The sequence below is a fragment of the Bacillus cereus group sp. BfR-BA-01347 genome (genome assembly GCF_022663835.1).
Taxonomy (GTDB): Bacteria; Bacillota; Bacilli; order Bacillales; family Bacillaceae_G; genus Bacillus_A; species Bacillus_A thuringiensis_K.
Genome location: NZ_JAKUGG010000008.1, coordinates 194,184 through 213,356 on the forward strand (window position 1 = coordinate 194,184; position 19,173 = coordinate 213,356).

Here is a 19,173-nt window from a genome sequence, read left to right on the forward strand (position 1 = left end):
ACTGATTATTAGCCCGACCCCCACCTAACTTCTTTGCTTTCGCTGAATTTTGAGGTGGGGGTCTTACTGCCCAGCAAATAGCGGGATAAAATTGAAAATGAATAAAAGAAGAGACCATGTTGGTATTACATGGTCTCTTCTTTTATTCATTAATACTAAGTAATTGTGGAAAATATAGGGTGATTTGTAGTTTAATAGTAAAGAGAGTGATTGGTATTAATTTTCTTTGTTTTTAAAATTTTAAGTATATAAATGTTTAACAGGGGGGGGATAAAGTGAAATTCGTAAGCATTAAAAAAGATGAAATCTTAATTGGGGATATGGCAAAATTGTATTGTAAAGTATTTGAGAAAATAAATTTCAATGAAATGATCGAGCGAATGAATAGGCATATAGAATATACAGGTTTTAAAGGTATAGTAGCAATAAATGATGAAAATGAAGTAGTTGGCTTTACTTATGGTTATCGCTCAATGGAGGGACAGTACTATAATCAATTAATGAGAGAAGCGTTACATCTAGAGCAAGTAGACGAATGGTTACAAGATTGTTTTGAATTTGTAGAGTTAGCAGTCCACCCACAATATCAAAATGAAGGTCTTGGAACGAAATTACATAATGAATTACTAGAAGGGATTCCAAATAGAACGAGTGTTTTAACAACACAAATAAACAATGAAAAAGCACGTTCGTTATATGAAAGATTAGATTGGATAAATGTATTGGAGCCATTTCATCCAAGTACAAATGATGTTCCATATGTAATAATGGGAAAAGCATTAAAAACAAAAGTGAATTGATAATTATGCCATTCACAAAAATGGTTGGTTTGTAATAATGAAGGGGAAAACGAAAATGACGAGAATATCTATAGAAAAAGCTACAATTTTAGATGCTGAGAAATTAACAGAAATAATGAAAAGAACATTTGATGCAGAAGCAAAACAATGGCTATACGGCCAAGATGATGTCATTGATTATAACATTCAACCGCCAGGGTATTCTTCAGTTGAAATGATGGAATATTCCATTGAAGAATTGGATTCTTTCAAAGTTGTAATGGATAAAGAAATAATTGGAGGGATAATAGTTACGATTTCTGGTAAGTCGTACGGTCGAATTGATCGTATTTTTGTAGCTCCTGTTTATCAAGGAAAAGGAATTGGATCACATGTTATGAAATTAATAGAAAAGGAATATCCAAACATAAAGATTTGGGATCTCGAAACATCTAGTAGACAAATTAATAATCATCACTTTTATAAAAAGATGGGCTACCAAATGATTTTTGAATCGGAAGATGAGTATTGTTACGTGAAAAGAATAAAAACAAGCTCAAACAAAGAGAGTGTAGTTACAAATAAAGATATGAAAAATAGTCAATACGAAAACTGTAATTTAGCAAATACAGGGTATTATCAAGTGAATTTAAAAAACAGTTCATTTGTTGGTAGCAATATAATGAATACGAATATGAGTAATTGCAATGTAAGTCAATCAAAGTTTAGAAATATAAATTTTAGAAGTTCATCATATGCAGATTTAAATCTTTCTGGCAGTAAATTTAATTTGGTGACTTTAGGTGGAGTACAATTCAAAAATACAAGTCTCGGAGATGAGAAGGAACCTATTGTATTCGATAAATGTGACTTGGAAGGTAGCACCATAAGTAACAGTAATCTGAAAAATATTGAAATAGAAAATTGTGATATAGTCGGTATGGAAATAAATGGTATTCAAATTGAAGATTTGCTTAATTTATATAGCAAAGTGAAAAGTTAATCATATAGATATAGTTGTTAATCTTTTTGGGAATTAAATATTATATCGGAATAATTATGTAAAAATGACATAAAGAAATACGGACGAGAAGGTCATTCATGAACATTTCTAGAATACACACAAATATATTGTTATTTATATGGAGGAGAGAAAGATGGGGGTTAACGTTAGAGCAGTAGAAATACAAGATGCTAGAGCAATTCATTGTATATGTATACAAGATGACGTTTTACCGTATATGGTTTTCTTACCTAGCATGCGTGTAGAAGCTATGGAAAATAGAATTCGAAATTTAGCACCAAATCAATTTGAATTTGTTGCAGAATATGATGGAGAAGTTGTTGGATTTGTAAGTTTAACACAAAGTCCAGGCCGAAGATCTCATTCAGGCGATTTATTCATTGGGGTAGACAGTGAATATCATAATAAAGGAATTGGGAAAGCACTTCTTATGAAGATGCTTGATCTGGCTGATAATTGGTTAATGTTAGAGAGAGTAGAACTAGGTGTGTTAGAAACGAATCCAAAAGCAAAAGCTTTATATGAAAAATTTGGATTTGTAGAAGAGGGGGTAAAGATAGGGAATTTGAAAGCTCACGGAAAGTTTATTAATGAAATTATGATGAGTCGTTTTAGACCGAATGGTTTAATTGTACATAATTGATAGTTAAAAGCATGACAGTATACTGTCATGCTTTTTCATTAGAATTTGGCTGTAATAAAAATAATGCTAAACCAATAAAAATAACGGCAATTCCTAGTCCTTGTTGTAAAGAAATGGTCTCATGTAATATAAAGTACGCTAGCATACAAGTGCCAATTGTTTCACCTAAAATACTCATTGAAATTACAGTAGCACTCATCCATTTTAATAACCAATTAAAAATGGTTTGTCCTAAAATTGTAGCAATGAAAGCTAATCCAATAAAGCACAACCAAGTTTGTGTAGAGTAATGGATGAAAGATTCTTGTTGCGTGAAAGCAAATATGCCAAGAAAGCCAGCACTACTTCCATAACTAATTACCGAATAGGGTATAAGTGACAAATCTTTACGGACGTGTTGGCTAATGAAAAAATAAGCAGTAATGATACCAGCAGCGATAAATGCTAAAATATCTCCATATAAAGCTTCTCCACTAATTTGGAAATCTTGCCAGCCAATGATGATACTACCTGAAATGGCGATGAGGCAACCAATAACCGCTCCTTTCGTAAATCTCTCCTTAAATAAAAAATAACCACCAATTATTGAGAACAAAGGTTGTAACGTTACGATAACTGTAGAGCTTGCTACAGAAGTATATTGTAATGATTCAAACCATAGTACATAATGTGCAGCTAAAAATAGCCCAGATATGAATCCGAATGTCCATTGTTTTTTCGTTAAAGTTTTTAGCTCATTTCGACTATTTTTATTAAATAGTAATAACGGTAACAGGATCAGTGTGGCAAAGAATAATCGGTAAAAAGCAATGATTGTCGCAGGAGCAGCTGCCAATTTTACAAAAATTGCTGAAGTTGATAAGGCGAATACACCAAAAAATAAGATGAAATATGAAAGAATAGGTGATTTCAAAGTTTGTCCCTCCGATAGATTGTTTATTATAATAAACTTAGTGCGATATAATGTACGAAGGTAAGTATATAAGTCCCGGAGATAATAGGAAAGGATTATTTGCCTTTGTTTAGTATGTCAGCACAAAGACAATGAAATATGCATTATGATGGACGAAAGGAAGTTTTACTATGATACATGATAGGCTTGGACAAACGGTATTAAGTTATCGTAAGAAAAATAATATGACAATTCGTGAATTCGCTGAGTATGCAGGGATTAGTACATCACTAATTAGCCAAATTGAAAGAGGACATGCTAATCCTTCTTTAAATGTTTTGGAGTTAATTGCAAAAGCATTAAATGTACCGCTGTTTACACTTTTTATTAACGATATTGATACAGATTCGCTCATTTCCAAGAAAAAAGATCGAAAAAAAGTATATCGGGAAAACAATGATCACATTGTATATGATGTATTAACACCTGATTTTATGAAAGCACGTATTGAAATGTTAATGATGGATTTAAATAAACAAGCAAACACAACAGAAAGCCATTATTCCCATGAAGATAAGGAAGAGATTGCTGTTATTATGAAAGGGGAAGTATACGTAGAATTGGAGGGAAAAGAATATTTTTTAGAAGAAGGCGATGTTGTACGTATTCCACCAAATGTGAAGCATCGATTTTTGAATAAAAGTGATGAATCGAATCACATTTTATTTGTCCTGACACCATCTTTAGGATGAAAATATAGTGATTTTAATTAGGGGAGAAAGAAAATGGAAAACAAAAGTATTTTAAAAGGCGGCCTTTCAATTATTTCTCAATGCAAAAAAGAAACAAATGATATTTGGCATGCGCATTTTGGAGCAGCTGCAATTGCTAGTTATTTTAATCATATAAAGAGAGCTCCAAATTATAAAGATATAACATTAGAAAAATTCCGGTATGTTATTCATTCTTAATGAACTTTAATAATCTGAAAAAAGAAGCTTAATCTAGTTTCTTTTTTTGTTAGTAGTATATTATTTTTTCAAATATGTAAGATTTTACATGCGTATTTTACTTTTACTAATTATGTAAGTAGGCTATACTGAAATACATACATTTTATTTTTGGAGAGATGTAAAACGACATGGAACTAGCGAAATTGGAAAAAGTAATTGAAATAAAAAAAGAAGAACTTTTATATTTAGTATCGGATTATGGAATTCAACATGAAAAAGTATTGGCATTGAGTCAAGAACTAGACAAATTAATCAATTACTTTATGTTTTTAAAATAAAGAGAACTATGACGGGGTTTGTAAATGTTATAGTTCTTTTTTATTAGGTAATTTGAAAATATATTCAAATATATTGTCTAATTTCTTACAGAATGCGCAACTTGCTAGTCGAATATAAGGACTTTTGGTTATAATAAAAAGGAATTATTAATTGTATCGGTTAGGAGCGCAGCACATATGAAAACAGTTGTTGTTATCGGTGGAGGTATAACGGGACTTTCTACTATGTTTTATTTAGAAAAATTAAAAAAGGATTATAATATCGATTTAAATTTAATTCTTATTGAGAAAGAAGAGTATTTAGGTGGTAAAATCCATAGTGTGGAAGAAAAGGATTTCATTATGGAGTCAGGAGCGGATTCAATCGTTGCTCGTAATGAATATGTTATGCCACTTGTAAAAGATTTAAATTTAGAAGATGAAATGGTATATAATGAAACGGGTATTTCTTACATATATTCTGAAAACATGTTACATCCGATTCCTTCTGATACTATATTTGGGATACCTATGAGCGCCCGGTCGTTGTTTAGCAGTACGCTAGTCTCAACGAAAGGGAAAATCGTAGCTTTAAAAGATTTCATAACGAAAAATAAAGAGTTTACGAAAGACACATCACTTGCTCTATTTTTAGAAAGTTTCTTAGGGAAAGAGTTAGTGGAAAGACAAATTGCTCCTGTGCTTTCAGGCGTATATTCTGGTAAATTGAATGAGCTTACAATGGCATCTACATTACCATATTTACTGGATTATAAAAATAAGTATGGAAGTATTATTAAAGGTTTTGAAGAGAATAAAAAACAATTTCAATCAGCAGGAAATAAAAAATTCGTATCATTTAAAGGTGGACTATCTACGATAATTAATCGCTTAGAAGAAGTGCTGACTGAAACTGTCGTAAAAAAAGGTGCTATAACGACGGCTGTAAGTAAACAAGAAGATCGATATGAGATTTCTTTTGTAAATCATGAAACAATACAAGCTGATTATGTTGTTTTAGCAGCTCCACATGATATAGCACAAACTTTATTACAGTCTAATGAGTTAAATGAGCAGTTTAATACATTTAAAAACTCATCTCTTATAAGTATTTACTTAGGATTTGACATACTAGATGAACAACTACCAGCTGACGGCACAGGGTTTATTGTAACGGAAAACAGTGATTTACATTGTGATGCTTGCACATGGACAAGTCGAAAGTGGAAACATACATCGGGTAAACAAAAATTATTAGTAAGAATGTTTTATAAGAGCACCAATCCGGTATATGAAACAATCAAAAATTATAGTGAAGAAGAATTAGTACGAGTTGCTTTATATGATATTGAAAAAAGTCTCGGAATTAAAGGTGAACCAGAAGTAGTCAAAGTTACAAATTGGAAAGATTTAATGCCGAAATATCATTTAGAACATAATCAAGCGGTTCAAACATTGCAAGAAAAAATGACGAATCTTTATCCAAATGTATATTTAGCTGGTGCCTCATATTACGGTGTCGGAATTGGTGCGTGTATTGGAAATGGAAAGAATATAGCCAATGAAATAATGGCTACATTAAATAAATAATACTGTAGAATAAATAAAAACTGTCCCTTCAGCAAAATGGAGGAACAGTTTTTATTTATTTTATTTGAATCGAAATTGTATTGTTTTTTACATTGTTTTCTTTTATTGTTAATGTTATTTCTCCAGACTCTTTAAATGAATACGGTGATAGTTGATAAATATCTTTTATATCATGTTTTTCTTGTAATTTATTTACCGGTATTGATACGATATTTGGCTTCCATGTTTCTTGTTTTCCTGAAGGATATTCTATAAGTATTACCGGATTTTTTAACTGTATTGTTTTCCAAGAGACGAAATATAGTTGTACTTCTGTATCTTTTTTTAATAATTCTTCGGAGAAATAACCGAATTCGCCTACATTACCGAAAACAGTATAATTTTGATTTTTTAATTTAATATCTAAATAACTAGGTTGATATGTTACTGCATGATAAGTTCCATATGAAAGTGAGAGTATGGCAGCGATTAAAATACCGATTGAAAATGTCCTAAAGCTATTGCCTTTAAAGCTAGTCATCATGAATGAGTTTGGTGTGAATTTTTTTGCGAATAAAAAAATAAGTAATATGAGTAAGAGGGATAAGCCGATGAATATATACATAGGAAATTTACACCTCCACAATAAAAAAATACATTAACTATATTTTACCATAAATGTATGGGGTAGGGTGGTTGTTTAGAAGGAGAAAATGAAGAAACAATTTCTTTACAGTTCTTGATAATTTAAAATTAGATTTATGGAAATTATAGCGTCATGTTTGATTGGCAATCAGAAGGTATCCAATTCGTGTATATAGAATAAAGAGGGAATGCGCCATTAGAAATGTTTGATTTATGGAACAATAAGGACTTTACTAATTATACATATTTTTTCTGATATAATGAACGAGTAGAGAGAAAGGAGTGATCCTATGGCATTTCCTATATTAGAAACAGAACGCTTACGTTTAGTTGAAATAGAACAATCTTATTGTCAAAAAATATATGAAATCTTTTCATTGGATGAAGTGACGTGTTATTACGGTATGAATTCTTTTACGGAGTTTGGACAAGCTTCACGTATGATCGAATCTTTTTCAAAAAATTACTTTGAGAAAAAGGCAATACGATGGGGAATTGTGTTAAAAGAAACGAATGTTTTAATAGGAACAATTGGACTAAACAATTTACAATTATGGAGCAAACGATCTGAGATTGGATATGATCTGCATCCTCATTATTGGGGAAATGGTTATGCTTCAGAAGCAGCTCGAGAAATTATTGATTATGGATTTAAAGATTTAGGTTTGTTTAGAATTGGAGCTATTACATATCCTGAAAATGTTACTTCTTGTAGAATGTTATCTAAAATTGGCTTCCAAAAGGAAGGTCTATTGCGCGGATATATTCATCAAGGAAATAAGCAACACGATGCATTATTGTATTCTATAGTACGAACTGATATTGAGGACATAAATTTATAATAAAAAAACCTCTTAATTAAAAGAGGTTTTTTTTATTATAAATTAACCTAATTTAGGTAATAAACGTTCTCCGCTTTTCATGCTACTTTTACATAAAGGGCATTTAGGCTCTTCTTCAAATGAAAAGTTCTTTCTCATCCATCCTAAACAATCCTCTGATTCACATTCCCAAACAGGGGTTTGTTCTGGTGGTACTTCTGCTACATCGTTCTTTCGATTGCGATACATGTAACCACTCCTTTTATGTAAAAAATTTTAGTTATATATTAAAAAGGTTGTTAACCTTGCTGGTAACAACCTTTTTATTGTTTGAATTATAGCTTTACAACGTTTTTAGCTTGAGGTCCGCGGTTACCTTCTTCAACTTCAAAGCTAACTTCTTGACCTTCGTCAAGAGACTTGAAGCCGTCGCCAGTGATAGCTGAGAAGTGAACGAATACATCGTTACCGTCTGCAACTTCGATGAAACCGAAACCTTTTTCGCTGTTAAACCATTTTACTTTACCTGTTAATGTCATGGTAATGCCTCCTAAAAGTAGAAAAATTACAATATGATCGGCCTTATTTGAATGAAAATAAAATTTCACATATTATCAAAAACCCATAAGGAGTACAAACTGTCCCTGATTGATACTTGATAATATGCAAAGAAAATATAGTGTTAAATTGACCTTAATTACTATCTTACAACAAATGGTGGGAAATAGCAAGTGCTGGTAATACCACTGAGTAATCTGGGTGATAATAGTAAAGGCACAAAGGCACCTCTTTTATTTATATATTATTCCTAATTTGGATTTATGCAAAATCATGTAAGAAAAACTTAGAGTAAATATTAATAATGTATTTTTTGTGGTAAAATATGGATGTTTACTGTTGGTAGTTAAATATTATAAAAGGAGAAAAGAAAGTGAAAAATAATTCATTTTTAATAATTGAAGCAGCAAAAGCAGGGAGAAAAAAGGTCCATCCAGTCTTTGCTGTAATATTAGCCATTATATTTTTGACTTTAGGCGAACTTTTTATGTTATTTATGTTATTTTTACCGAAAGCTGAAACGATATTCATGAAAGGTATTTATGACAATGTTAGAATGGTGTTAACGTTTGGCGGAGCTATATTTATTTTATTTATATGGGTTCGTTTTGTAGAAAAAAGACCTTTTTCATCTATTGGCTTTTGGAAAGAGAAATGGATGAGAAAATATTTAAAAGGTGCGTTAATAGGGTTTGTATTTATTTCAACGCCAGTTATTCTACTATTACTAATGGGGAGTGTGAAATTGCAAGTACAACATATTACCTCAACAGTGATAGTAGGAATAGTAGGATCTCTAGTTGCATTTTTAATACAAGGGGCAACGGAAGAAATTATTGTACGAGGTTGGTTATTCCCGATTCTTTCTGTTAGAAGTCGTATATGGGTTGGAATAATTGTAACTTCATTTTTATTTGGATTTCTTCATCTACTTAATCCAGGAATTACAATATTATCTATATCGAATATAATATTAGTGGGTGTTTTCGCAGCTTTATATGTATTGAAAGAAGACGGTCTGTGGGGAATATGTGCATGGCACTCAATTTGGAACTGGGCTCAATATAATGTATATGGTTTTGCAGTTAGTGGCACAACTGTATATTCTACTCCAATTTTTAAGTCTATAACAAATGGACCAGAAACATTGCATGGAGGCACGTTCGGAATTGAAGGTAGTATCATTACAACAATCATGCTCACTATTGCTTCAATTGTTTTATGGAGAAAGTTATGGGGAAGAAAAGTGAAACAACGAAATTTTAGTTAATGAAAGAGGGAGAAACTATGGGGATAATAGCATTTGAGGGAGCAAGCGCTGTTGGTAAAAGTACCACGTGCCGTGAATTAGAAAAGAATTATGGTGCTTATATAATACCTGAAGTGAATTCTTTATTTGAAAGGCCAAAAAATGAACATAGAACATGGTATTTTGAAAAACAAGTTGAGCGCTGGAATATAGCTGTTCAGAAGTCAGAGCAATATGAATTAGTAATACTCGATGGCGATATATATCAGCCACTTAGTTATAATTGGTGTTTTCATTTTGATATATTTAATCAGCCATTATCTTTAATAGAAAATTTTTATAAAGAAAAGATGATAAATAGGGAAATTGGTTTTCCAGATCAATATTTTTATTTATATACGAACGATGAAGAACTTAGAAAACGGAAAGTATCTGATGAAACGAAAAGAAGGAGAAACTTTGAAAAACATTTACATATATCAAAATCGTTTCAGCGTTATTATGAAAATTTAAATACTGTTACAGATGGGTATTGTAAATTAATTGAGGCAAAAAGTGTAAGAAATAATGAATTAGAAATAGTGAGAAACTCAAAAAATTTGAACGTGTGTGAAGAAGGACGTTTTGATGTTTCGAGGTTAGATGCTATTACGAAGTGGTTAAAAGAAAATCGTGCATAAAGTAAAAACAACGAGTGTTGTAGAACGCAATCGTTGTTTTTTTGTTTCTTTATAAATATAAAGGAAAAATTTGTAGAATATTTTCAATATTTAACAGAATAATCTTTTAATTTAAAAGGAAAAGAAATACAATATGAGGAAGTATATATAAATAATATGATAGGGGATGGGATGCGATATTTGGAATGAAGTAACAGTTTTTATATAAGAAATAATTAGGTAGTCAGAACAGAGAAATTTGGGAGGAAACAAGCGCGATGAAAATACTATTTAAAATAATCGGTATTCTAGCTGGTATGGCGGTAATCGGAGTAGGTTTAACATATGGTATGCTGCATTATTTAAATAATAGTAAACCAGCTGCGAAAAAGGTATCACCAGCTGCTCCAGCAGTAGAAGTATTAGCTGATAGTAACGTAAAAGCAGAAGATGCAAAGCTTTTAGAAAATGGAAATTATTCATTGCCGAATAGTGGTTTTAATAAAAATTTTAAATGGACAGATGAGAACATACAGACAGCATTACATGAAATGGCACATCAAAAAGCGAAAGCTGATCAAAAGTGGGGCTATATTTTTATTACACAAGAACGGATTGAAAGTTTAATTGATATTGTAAAGAGTAATGATCTTGTACATGGAAGTACATATGTAGAAATTTTAGAACGATGGAAACAAGGAAAATATGAAAAGGTCGATGGGGATCACAATAAGATTTGGAAATTACAAAGTGGGAATTTAGGAGAAGGAAAAGGAGTAGTGTCGGAAGCTGAGCAAAAAGAATTAATTAATCAAGTGTTTATGAACAAAGGTACATATTCAGGTAGTAAATTAATTGCAGGTGGGGGACAGACTAATAAATAGTATACTAATTAATGAAAGAGAGTAATTGCTTATTAGGCAATTACTCTTTTTCTACGTACATCTTAATATTTTAGTCTCGTTCAAGTAAGGAAAGAAACGACTGTAACACCGGGGAAATCCATCTAGATTTATGATAGATTACATGACTTTGAATAACTGTTGGAGTTTCGATAGGCTGAAAACATAGTTGTTCTTTTTGACAACTTTCTTGTACAACAATATAAGGAAGAATTGAAATGCCTAACTCACACATAACGGATTGTTTAATTACTTCAACATTGGAAGTTTCAAATGTTTTAGCTGGAATATTTCCACTTTGACGTAAAAAACGATCTACCATTTGCCTATAGCCGCAGCTTTGTTCTGTAAAAATGAACTGGGTGTCCTGTAATAACTGGAATGGATTTGTATGTGCAGAGGAATAAGCTGGTAAAATCCATCCAAATGTTTCATTACTAAAAGTACGCGTAATAAAACCATTATGTTCTATACTTTCTCCAATTATGAAGACAACGTCTGTTTCTCCTTCACGTAATTTTTGTAATGCTTGTTCATTTGTGTTTGTTTCAAGTACGATATTTACTTTTGGATTTTTCTGTTTGTAAGTACGTAATAATTGTGGTAATCGGTATACCGCTAATGATTCATTAGATGTAATACTTAATGTACCTTCTAAATAATCTGTATTTTGGGGGATTTCTTGCGCTTTTTCATATATTGAAAGTAATTCTAATGCATAAGGATGAAATTGATGACCTGCTTTTGTAAGTAGCACTTTTTTCCCTAACCGATCGAAAAGAGGAATATGTAAATCGTTCTCTAAAGCTTTCATATGTGCTGTAACAGTAGATTGCGCATAACCTAGCGCATGCGCAGCCTTAGAAAAATTACCATACTTCACAATGGCGCAAAATGTTTTAACATGTCTCATTTCCATAAGCGATCCCTCTTTTATTATCATGATTTGTGAATGATTATATCATGTATTTTAATTTTCCAAATGATTAAATTCTGTATAAAATGAAATTGTAGAAATATTCATTCAGGTGATATTGGAGGAGAAAAGATGATCAAAAAGGGCTATCATATAGCTGTTGTTGGGGCTACAGGTGCGGTAGGGCAAAAAATTATTGAACTGTTAGAGAATGAAATGAAGTTTAATATAGTTGAAGTTACATTGCTTTCGTCAAAACGATCCGCCGGTAAGAAAGTAAGATTCAAAGGACGAGAGATAATTATAAAAGAGGTAAAAACAACTAGCTTTGAAGGTGTAGATATTGCCTTTTTTAGCGCTGGGGGAGAAGTATCTAGACAATTTGTAACTCATGCAGTTTCTAGTGGTGCAATTGTAATTGATAACACAAGTGAGTACCGAATGGCACAAGGTGTACCGCTCGTTGTTCCGGAAGTGAATGCGCATACTTTAAAGCAGCATAAAGGTATTATTGCAGTTCCAAATTGTTCAGCATTACAGATGGTAACAGCACTTCAGCCGATTCGAAAATCATTCGGTTTAGAAAGAATTATCGTTTCAACATATCAAGCTGTATCGGGTTCTGGCATTCATGCGATTCATGAATTACAAGAGCAGGCTAAGTCTATGCTTGCTGGTGAAGAAGTGAAAAGTAATATATTACCGGCGAAAAAAGATAAAAAACATTACCCAATAGCGTTTAATGTACTGCCTCAAGTAGATATATTTACAGACAATGATTTTACTTTTGAAGAAGTAAAAATGATTCAAGAAACGAAGAAAATATTAGAAGATGAAAACCTGAAAATGGCAGCTACTTGTGTACGTGTTCCAGTTGTATCAGGGCATTCAGAATCGGTTTATATAGAACTGGAAAAAGAAGCAACCGTTGCGGAAATTAAGGAAGTATTAATGGATGCACCAGGTGTTATTTTGCAGGATAACCCTAGTAAACAGCTGTATCCAATGCCATTATATGCAGAAGGGAAAATAGATACATTTGTCGGAAGAATACGTAAAGATCCTGATATGCCAAACGGATTCCACCTCTGGATTGTTTCCGATAACCTATTAAAAGGTGCGGCTTGGAATTCAGTTCAAATCGCAGAGACTTTAGTGGAAAAGGGGATACTTTAATATAGTTAAAAAAAACTGGAGAATCGTTAATGATTCCCCAGTTTGTATTTCATAATTGTTTTCTTTATTTCGGCCAACTTTAATTTAAATTAGTTGTTATTGAATTTTTATAAATATCTACTTTATGTGCAGAGAAGCGTAAGGTTTTGGATTCTACATGAATTGTAAGGTTAATAATAATCGATAACGGCATTTCGACCGTTTTCACAATATCTTCTATAGCAATATACTCATTTTCTGCTTCGTTATAATAAACAACAGAACGAATTACGGCCTCGTCACCTTCGATATCAATTTCACACATCATAGGGAATTTTTCACCATTATGTAAGAATAATTCGCCTAGTACAATTGAACCGTTTAATTCTTCTGTAAAATTAGTAGTTGCTGCTGGTTTTACCCATGTTTCGTCATGTTCTTCATTTTCCTCTTCATCTATTGCCCATTCCCATATGGGGTTTTGTTTTAGGTCTTCAATAGTTAATTCATCAATTGGTTTGCAATTATTCATACATAAATTCTCTTTTTGTTTTGATAAATAAGTTTCTTAGTTTCATGAATTAGATGATTGCTTATAAGTGGGTTTAACAAAGTATTTTGCTCATTTGATATCCAAACTACTTTATTTTGAAATAAAGCTATTACAGCAATATTAACAAAACTTTAATTGTCTAGTAAATAATTATTAGTGGAGATATTAAAATGGGATGGTGTTAAAGAAAGATAGTAAAAAACATCAAGGATGAATGAAATCCATTTGGTATGATATGGATATATCCAATGTGAGGGGGAATTTGATGTATCAAGTAAAGGGGTATTTTTCATCATTAAAAGGAAGTTATTATGAGACTGGAAAGCAACAAGGGGAATTCGTGAAACAAAATCCGTATCTCATCCCGCAATTTATACACGAAGAAAATATAATATCTAATAACCATTGGACAGAATCGAGAAATATACTAAACAAACATTGTCCAGGCATAAATGAAGAAATTGAAGGGTTTTGTGAAGTGTTAAAAATTCCTTCGAAAAATATGATGTATTACTATCAAACACTATTGAAAGCAGGTTGTAGTCATTGTGCAGTATTACCTAAAAAGACCGATTTAGAGCACACATATGTATTAAGGAATTATGATTTGTCACCAGTAATAGATGATATGCGTTTTTGCTCGACGCATGTTGAAGGTGCGTATGCACATAGTGGTTTTTCTACTCAATATTTTGGTCGAACAGAAGGGATAAACGAACATGGATTATCTGTTACATTTTCAGTATGTGGTCAACCAGTAGGAAACATTGCAGGTTTAAGAAAGCCAATGGTAAATGGTTTACAATGTTTTGCGGTAATTCGATTGTTGTTGGAGAAATGTAAAAATGTGCAGGAAGCTAAGTCACTTATAGAAGAAATACCAATTGCTAGTAATATTAATTTAATAGCAGCTGATCCTTTAAACGCAGCACATATTGAAATATTTGACGGTCATAAATCCACAACAACGATTGATGGTGACAACCAAGCTTTTATTGTATCAACAAACCATGCAGTTAGTTCATCTATTCAGAAATTAAATAATAGGAAATTAGAACAATCAACAAAGAGATATCACGTTTTACATGAGCATTTAAATAGATGTGAACAAGTAAGCATAGAGTCTTTAAAAAAGTTAGTAGAAGAAGAATATCCTATTGGACTGAGTGTGCATAACTATGAAGAATGCTTTGGAACGTTACATTCTGTATTATTCGATTTACATGATCGTACAATGAATATTTGTTTCGGATCACCACTTTTAAACGACTGGTACTCATTGAAAGTTGGAGGAAGTATGCCGTTTTCTGAGATGAACGTGAACTTTGAAAATAAAACTTATACTGACTTTTGGAGGGAAGATAAGAATAAATTGATTCCTAAAAGATAAATGGGATAAGATGGTAATGTAAAAATACATTTACACTGGAGGGATTACCAATGCTAAAAGTTATGTTACCATTTGTTCTTATCTTTTTTCTTGTTATTGCTATGTATATTACTTATCAAAAGAGAAAAAAATCCGGGGTAAAAGGATTGAAAAGTGCGGTAACTTCTATTTGCTTCTTTTCACTTGCGATTTTAAATATGTTTGCATATTGGTTTCATTTTGGTGGTGCTTTTACTTGGTTATTTTCAATTGTATTATTGCTAGTTGGTGCATATTTTACAAAATATATTCCAATATCTAAAAAGGTACATTAAAATTTATAAGAGTTTAATATAATGTTTACTTTGTTTTGAAAAGAGATTATTCTACTAGATCGTTGTGAAACGGTTTCATAGGATAACCTCTTTTGTTTAGTTTTGGAAAGAACGTACTGTGCTTTTTAGTTGCTCAATAAATTCTCGAGTTGCAGCACACATATATTTATCTTTTCTATAAATTAGCCCTATTTCAATTGTTGGAGTAGGGTTTTCTATTTTAATAGCTTGAATGTTTTTATTTTGTAAAAAGTCTATATATGGTTTGGGTAACACTGTAATTCCCATTCCTTTGGAAATCATTTGGATTAAAGATTCCATCGTGCTAATTTCTAAAATTGGTCTTGGTTTAAAGTTGAATTTTTGACAATAAGATGTAATTAGTTCGGTTAAAAAGAAATTTTTAGGTAAAAGAATTAAAGGGTAGTTCTGTAATTCAGCAATAGATACATGATTACGTTCAGCTAATCGATGACCAGTGGGCACGACTAATGTAAGATCGCTTTTGTATAGAGGGATAGAGATAATCTCTTTATCTTGCACTGGGAGAAATGTAATTCCAATATGTAGTTCGTTTTGTAATAATTTTTTACGAATATCTCCTGTACGAAGCCCTAATACAGAAAGCTCTATATTAGGATATAAATTATTAAAATTTAAAATAGCTGGTGGTAGTAAGTAATTTACAACGGTTAACAAAGCCCCTATTGTTAAGGAACCTTGCTGTAATCCGTTTAGGTCTTGAATAGCTGAACGAGCTTGTTCGACTTCATGAAAAATGGTTTTACTATGTGATAATAAAATCTTCCCTGCTTCAGTTAGAGATATTTTTTTACCAATTCGATCGAAAAGTGGCATTCCTACTTCATGCTCTAATGCACGTATTTGTTGACTTAGAGAAGGCTGTGAAATATTTAATTTCTCAGCTGCTTTTGTGAAATGTAATTCTTTTGAAACAGCTAAAAAGTATTCAAGTTGTCGTAATTCGATTGAAATCACCTCAAGTATAATAATAGGTTATACCTATCATTATTATATAAATAATTGAATTGAACAATGATTTTAGAGGTTTTATAATCATCTTTAAATAACAGAGAGGGTTGTAAAAATTAATTGAGAGAAAATACATGTAACACCTTTAAAGGAGGAAATAGAATGGCTAATGAATATCAATTATTATCTTTAAATATAGGATTACCAAAAGAGGTTACATACGGCGGAAAGGTAATTCATACAGGCATAAATAAGAAACAAGTAAAGGAACCGGTATATTTATCCTTTGTAAAATTTAATGGGGATGGACAAGCTGACTTAGTTCATCATGGAGGAGTAGATAAAGCAGTTTGTGTTTATACTGGTGATCACTATCCATACTGGGAAAAAGAATTGAATCAAGATCTTGTATATGGGGCTTTCGGAGAAAATATAACAGTTAGTGGTATGAGCGAAGAGGATGTTTGTATTGGTGATACGTTTGAGTTAGGACAGGCAATCGTACAGGTAACACAACCAAGGCAACCTTGTTTTAAATTAGCAAATAAATATAATTTTCCAAGGTTACCACTATATTTTCAAGAAACAGGGTATACAGGATTTTATTTTCGTGTATTAAAAGAAGGATGGGTATCATCAGTCGATACCTTAAAAAGAATACAGTCTGATCCAAAAGGTGTTTCAGTAGCATTCGCTAACCGTATTATGCACAAGGAAAAACAAAATATTGAAGGGGTAAAAAGAATATTAGAAGTAAATGCACTTTCAAATAGTTGGAGAAAGTCTTTTGAAAAGCGTATAAGTGGAGAAGAAATTAATACGAAGGAAAGACTTGAAGGGATAAAAGAATAAAAATATTTTATTATAAATAGTGTATTTCTATTAGTAAAAGCTAATTAGAAAGCGCTATTTTTATAAAATAAACTAATTAATATCCGAAAATCTTAATATTTTTTTATTCGACTTATTTTCAAATAGTCAAAACATAAAATTAATTAGACTTTTTTTTTATGTTTTATGATAGTATATTGATTGGTAAGACCTCTATTTTTAAGAGTAGGTCATATAAGTATATCTAATTTAATGGAATTTAACATTTGGAGGTACAACATGGGGAATGTTGAAAAATTGGCAAGTCTTCTAATAGAAGAACCGAAAAGAGAGCAGTTATTTCCTTTATTTGAAGAAGTGTTTGGAATTGCAACTCAAACATTAAATGATTTTTCGGATAAAGGATATTGGGATGATACATATAAAGCTTTATCATTTTTACAAGAAGGTAAAGTGATTGCAAATGTTTCGGCATTTTCACTCCCATTATTAATTAATGGTGAAAAAATAAATGCAGCGGGTATTCAATCAGTAATGACACACCCTAATTTCCGTAGACAAGGGCTAATGACACAATTAATGAGTAAAATGATAGAGGAAATCGATAAGAAATGTGAATGTGCATTATTGTTTACGGAAAAACCTGAACTATATACAGCATTTGGATTTGAAGTTGTGCAGGAATATTTGATGACTATACCATATGATAAAAATATTAATAATAACGATTCACTACTTAAAAAGTTAGATTTCTATAATATAGAGAATAGACAGTTAATACATGAAACTATTGATAGTAGCCAAAGACTTTCAAATAGTTTTTCAACTTTAAACTTCCATCCTTCATTTTATTTGAATATGTATGATTCAGAATGGAATGAGAAACTGTATTATTCAGAGAAACTAGATGCTTTAATCGTTTATGAAGTAGACAATGAAAAGTTGAAATTATTTGGAGTATTTGCGCCAGTACTTCCGGTTTTAGATGAATTATGTGGAGAAATCAATGAAAGGTTTACGGAAATCGAATTTTATTTTTCTCCGGATCAATTAGGGGTTGAGGATGTACAGTTTACAGAATTACAGTCTAGCAAGTATTTAATGGTTCGAAGTGATAAAGAGTTAGATTTTAAAGGTTATAAATTCCCAGTATTAGCGGAGTTTTAAATGTCTATATAAATGCTTTGTTATGGAGGAGCTATGAATATATCGTATATACCAGAAAGTATTGAGCAACTCACTATAATGAATGTACCTGAATACTATAAAATTAATGACAATCATGCGTTTATTGTCCGTTCGAAAGCAGAAACCGATTTTTGGCTTAAAACACATTATGGTTTTGAAGTAATGAATGGTCATGTATTTTATAATGAGATGATGACAGACTTTCAAGCTGAAGTTCAGTTACGTATGAATCCAAATTCAAAATTCGATCAAGCAGGTCTTTTTGTTATGATTTCGGAGAACTGTTGGCTGAAAACTTCATTAGAATATATTCCAGATGGTCCATCTCACTTAGGTGCTGTCGTAACGAATAATGGATATTCTGACTGGTCAACGCAAGATTATCCAACTGAAGCAGCTAAGCAACAACTTCGTTTTCGCATTATTCGAAAACGCGGTGATTATACAATATATGTGAAAAAGAGCCATCAATGGGAACAAATAAGAATCGCTCATTTAATGGAGGATATAGGGAATGAGCCTATTAAAATAGGTTTTTACACGTGTAGTCCTTCTAAAAATAAGGGATTTGAGACTGAGTTTTTAAATTTTACAATTGAAGAAATATAGATGAAAAACCGTATTCTTTTTATTAAGAATGCGGTTTTTGTATTTACATAATATAAAGCATATGTATTGACCAGAAAGTCATTAATACTTATCATTTAATAATGTTAAATATTAATTTACATAATATAATAGAAGTAATGAAGAAATTGCAAAAAATATCGCTTAAATAAGGAGGGATATGAATTATTCAGTGGTAATTTCATAGGAAAAGGA

24 protein-coding genes are annotated in these 19,173 nt (G+C 31.4%); 17 read left to right on the plus strand and 7 right to left on the minus strand.

Annotated elements, in window-relative coordinates:
- Nucleotides 1–275 precede the first annotated feature (275 nt).
- The 3 genes from MR143_RS14835 (at nt 276) to MR143_RS14845 (ending at nt 2,446) form a co-directional block, all read left to right on the plus strand.
- Nucleotides 276–800 (plus strand): GNAT family N-acetyltransferase, encoded by a 525-nt coding sequence (locus MR143_RS14835; protein ID WP_000673978.1) that lies wholly within the window; start codon nt 276–278, stop codon nt 798–800.
- 37 nt (nt 801–837) lie between these two features.
- Nucleotides 838–1,782 carry a GNAT family N-acetyltransferase gene (locus MR143_RS14840; protein ID WP_151522211.1) on the plus strand — a complete coding sequence of 315 codons (945 nt, stop codon included), beginning with the start codon at nt 838–840 and terminating at the stop codon, nt 1,780–1,782.
- Nucleotides 1,783–1,936: 154 nt separating this feature from the next.
- Complete coding sequence (locus tag MR143_RS14845) at nt 1,937–2,446, plus strand: GNAT family N-acetyltransferase (RefSeq protein WP_000538742.1); 510 nt, start codon at nt 1,937–1,939, stop codon at nt 2,444–2,446.
- Between the two features lie 25 nt (nt 2,447–2,471).
- On the opposite strand, the gene MR143_RS14850 is transcribed toward MR143_RS14845, so the two are convergent.
- Nucleotides 2,472–3,359 carry a DMT family transporter gene (locus MR143_RS14850; protein WP_000841802.1) on the minus strand — a complete coding sequence of 296 codons (888 nt, stop codon included), beginning with the start codon at nt 3,357–3,359 and terminating at the stop codon, nt 2,472–2,474.
- Between the two features lie 170 nt (nt 3,360–3,529).
- Between MR143_RS14850 and MR143_RS14855 the strand changes: the two genes are divergently transcribed.
- From MR143_RS14855 to MR143_RS14870, 4 genes are all read left to right on the plus strand, one after another.
- The gene (locus MR143_RS14855; RefSeq protein ID WP_000581041.1) at nt 3,530–4,090 is read left to right on the plus strand and encodes a helix-turn-helix domain-containing protein; all 561 of its coding nucleotides are present in this window, start codon (nt 3,530–3,532) and stop codon (nt 4,088–4,090) included.
- A 33-nt stretch (nt 4,091–4,123) separates the two neighbouring features.
- A complete protein-coding gene (locus MR143_RS14860) occupies nt 4,124–4,309 on the plus strand; it encodes a hypothetical protein (protein WP_000428904.1) in 186 nt (61 codons plus the stop codon).
- Between the two features lie 170 nt (nt 4,310–4,479).
- Nucleotides 4,480–4,629 carry an aspartyl-phosphate phosphatase Spo0E family protein gene (locus MR143_RS14865; RefSeq protein ID WP_000417698.1) on the plus strand — a complete coding sequence of 50 codons (150 nt, stop codon included), beginning with the start codon at nt 4,480–4,482 and terminating at the stop codon, nt 4,627–4,629.
- 177 nt (nt 4,630–4,806) lie between these two features.
- Nucleotides 4,807–6,198: a protoporphyrinogen oxidase gene (locus MR143_RS14870; protein ID WP_000860363.1), complete on the plus strand. Its 1,392-nt coding sequence runs from the start codon at nt 4,807–4,809 to the stop codon at nt 6,196–6,198.
- Nucleotides 6,199–6,253: 55 nt separating this feature from the next.
- On the opposite strand, the gene MR143_RS14875 is transcribed toward MR143_RS14870, so the two are convergent.
- A complete protein-coding gene (locus MR143_RS14875) occupies nt 6,254–6,802 on the minus strand; it encodes a hypothetical protein (RefSeq protein ID WP_000275250.1) in 549 nt (182 codons plus the stop codon).
- A gap of 310 nt (nt 6,803–7,112) precedes the next feature.
- On the opposite strand from MR143_RS14875, the gene MR143_RS14880 reads away from it, so the two are divergent.
- Nucleotides 7,113–7,664: a GNAT family N-acetyltransferase gene (locus MR143_RS14880; protein ID WP_000885386.1), complete on the plus strand. Its 552-nt coding sequence runs from the start codon at nt 7,113–7,115 to the stop codon at nt 7,662–7,664.
- Nucleotides 7,665–7,706: 42 nt separating this feature from the next.
- Here the strand turns inward: MR143_RS14880 and MR143_RS14885 are convergent, their stop codons facing one another.
- Both MR143_RS14885 and cspD read right to left on the minus strand, forming a co-directional pair.
- Nucleotides 7,707–7,892, minus strand: a complete 186-nt coding sequence (locus tag MR143_RS14885; protein WP_000286203.1) for a cold-shock protein — start codon at nt 7,890–7,892, stop codon at nt 7,707–7,709.
- 86 nt (nt 7,893–7,978) lie between these two features.
- Nucleotides 7,979–8,182 (minus strand): cold-shock protein CspD, encoded by a 204-nt coding sequence (gene cspD / locus MR143_RS14890; protein ID WP_000176366.1) that lies wholly within the window; start codon nt 8,180–8,182, stop codon nt 7,979–7,981.
- A 392-nt stretch (nt 8,183–8,574) separates the two neighbouring features.
- On the opposite strand from cspD, the gene MR143_RS14895 reads away from it, so the two are divergent.
- The 3 genes from MR143_RS14895 (at nt 8,575) to MR143_RS14905 (ending at nt 10,993) form a co-directional block, all read left to right on the plus strand.
- A complete protein-coding gene (locus MR143_RS14895) occupies nt 8,575–9,471 on the plus strand; it encodes a CPBP family intramembrane glutamic endopeptidase (protein WP_000794830.1) in 897 nt (298 codons plus the stop codon).
- A complete protein-coding gene (locus MR143_RS14900) occupies nt 9,471–10,130 on the plus strand; it encodes an AAA family ATPase (protein WP_199717811.1) in 660 nt (219 codons plus the stop codon). The genes MR143_RS14895 and MR143_RS14900 overlap by 1 nt, the downstream gene beginning before the upstream one ends.
- A 257-nt stretch (nt 10,131–10,387) precedes the next feature.
- A complete protein-coding gene (locus MR143_RS14905; protein WP_242280814.1) occupies nt 10,388–10,993 on the plus strand; it encodes a PRK06770 family protein in 606 nt (201 codons plus the stop codon).
- A 70-nt stretch (nt 10,994–11,063) separates the two neighbouring features.
- On the opposite strand, the gene MR143_RS14910 is transcribed toward MR143_RS14905, so the two are convergent.
- Nucleotides 11,064–11,930 carry a LysR family transcriptional regulator gene (locus MR143_RS14910; RefSeq protein ID WP_000425901.1) on the minus strand — a complete coding sequence of 289 codons (867 nt, stop codon included), beginning with the start codon at nt 11,928–11,930 and terminating at the stop codon, nt 11,064–11,066.
- Nucleotides 11,931–12,059: 129 nt separating this feature from the next.
- On the opposite strand from MR143_RS14910, the gene MR143_RS14915 reads away from it, so the two are divergent.
- On the plus strand, nt 12,060–13,103 hold the full coding sequence (locus MR143_RS14915) for an aspartate-semialdehyde dehydrogenase (protein ID WP_000591692.1): 1,044 nt from the start codon (nt 12,060–12,062) through the stop codon (nt 13,101–13,103).
- A gap of 79 nt (nt 13,104–13,182) precedes the next feature.
- On the opposite strand, the gene MR143_RS14920 is transcribed toward MR143_RS14915, so the two are convergent.
- Nucleotides 13,183–13,614, minus strand: coding sequence for a hypothetical protein (locus tag MR143_RS14920; RefSeq protein ID WP_001057955.1), 432 nt, complete (start codon nt 13,612–13,614; stop codon nt 13,183–13,185).
- A 286-nt stretch (nt 13,615–13,900) separates the two neighbouring features.
- Here MR143_RS14920 and MR143_RS14925 point away from each other — a divergent pair, with 286 nt between their 5' ends.
- Both MR143_RS14925 and MR143_RS14930 read left to right on the plus strand, forming a co-directional pair.
- Nucleotides 13,901–15,025: a C45 family autoproteolytic acyltransferase/hydrolase gene (locus MR143_RS14925; RefSeq protein WP_000285237.1), complete on the plus strand. Its 1,125-nt coding sequence runs from the start codon at nt 13,901–13,903 to the stop codon at nt 15,023–15,025.
- Between the two features lie 50 nt (nt 15,026–15,075).
- Complete coding sequence (locus MR143_RS14930) at nt 15,076–15,339, plus strand: hypothetical protein (RefSeq protein WP_000921860.1); 264 nt, start codon at nt 15,076–15,078, stop codon at nt 15,337–15,339.
- A 96-nt stretch (nt 15,340–15,435) separates the two neighbouring features.
- Here MR143_RS14930 and MR143_RS14935 read toward each other — a convergent pair whose 3' ends face one another.
- Nucleotides 15,436–16,338 carry a LysR family transcriptional regulator gene (locus tag MR143_RS14935; protein WP_000623401.1) on the minus strand — a complete coding sequence of 301 codons (903 nt, stop codon included), beginning with the start codon at nt 16,336–16,338 and terminating at the stop codon, nt 15,436–15,438.
- A gap of 156 nt (nt 16,339–16,494) precedes the next feature.
- Here MR143_RS14935 and MR143_RS14940 point away from each other — a divergent pair, with 156 nt between their 5' ends.
- From MR143_RS14940 to MR143_RS14950, 3 genes are all read left to right on the plus strand, one after another.
- Entirely contained in the window at nt 16,495–17,184 is a 690-nt protein-coding gene (locus tag MR143_RS14940) for an MOSC domain-containing protein (RefSeq protein WP_001262999.1), read from the plus strand.
- Between the two features lie 258 nt (nt 17,185–17,442).
- Entirely contained in the window at nt 17,443–18,330 is an 888-nt protein-coding gene (locus MR143_RS14945; protein WP_000528662.1) for a GNAT family N-acetyltransferase, read from the plus strand.
- Nucleotides 18,331–18,363: 33 nt separating this feature from the next.
- Entirely contained in the window at nt 18,364–18,960 is a 597-nt protein-coding gene (locus tag MR143_RS14950; RefSeq protein WP_001027685.1) for a DUF1349 domain-containing protein, read from the plus strand.
- Nucleotides 18,961–19,173 lie beyond the last annotated feature (213 nt).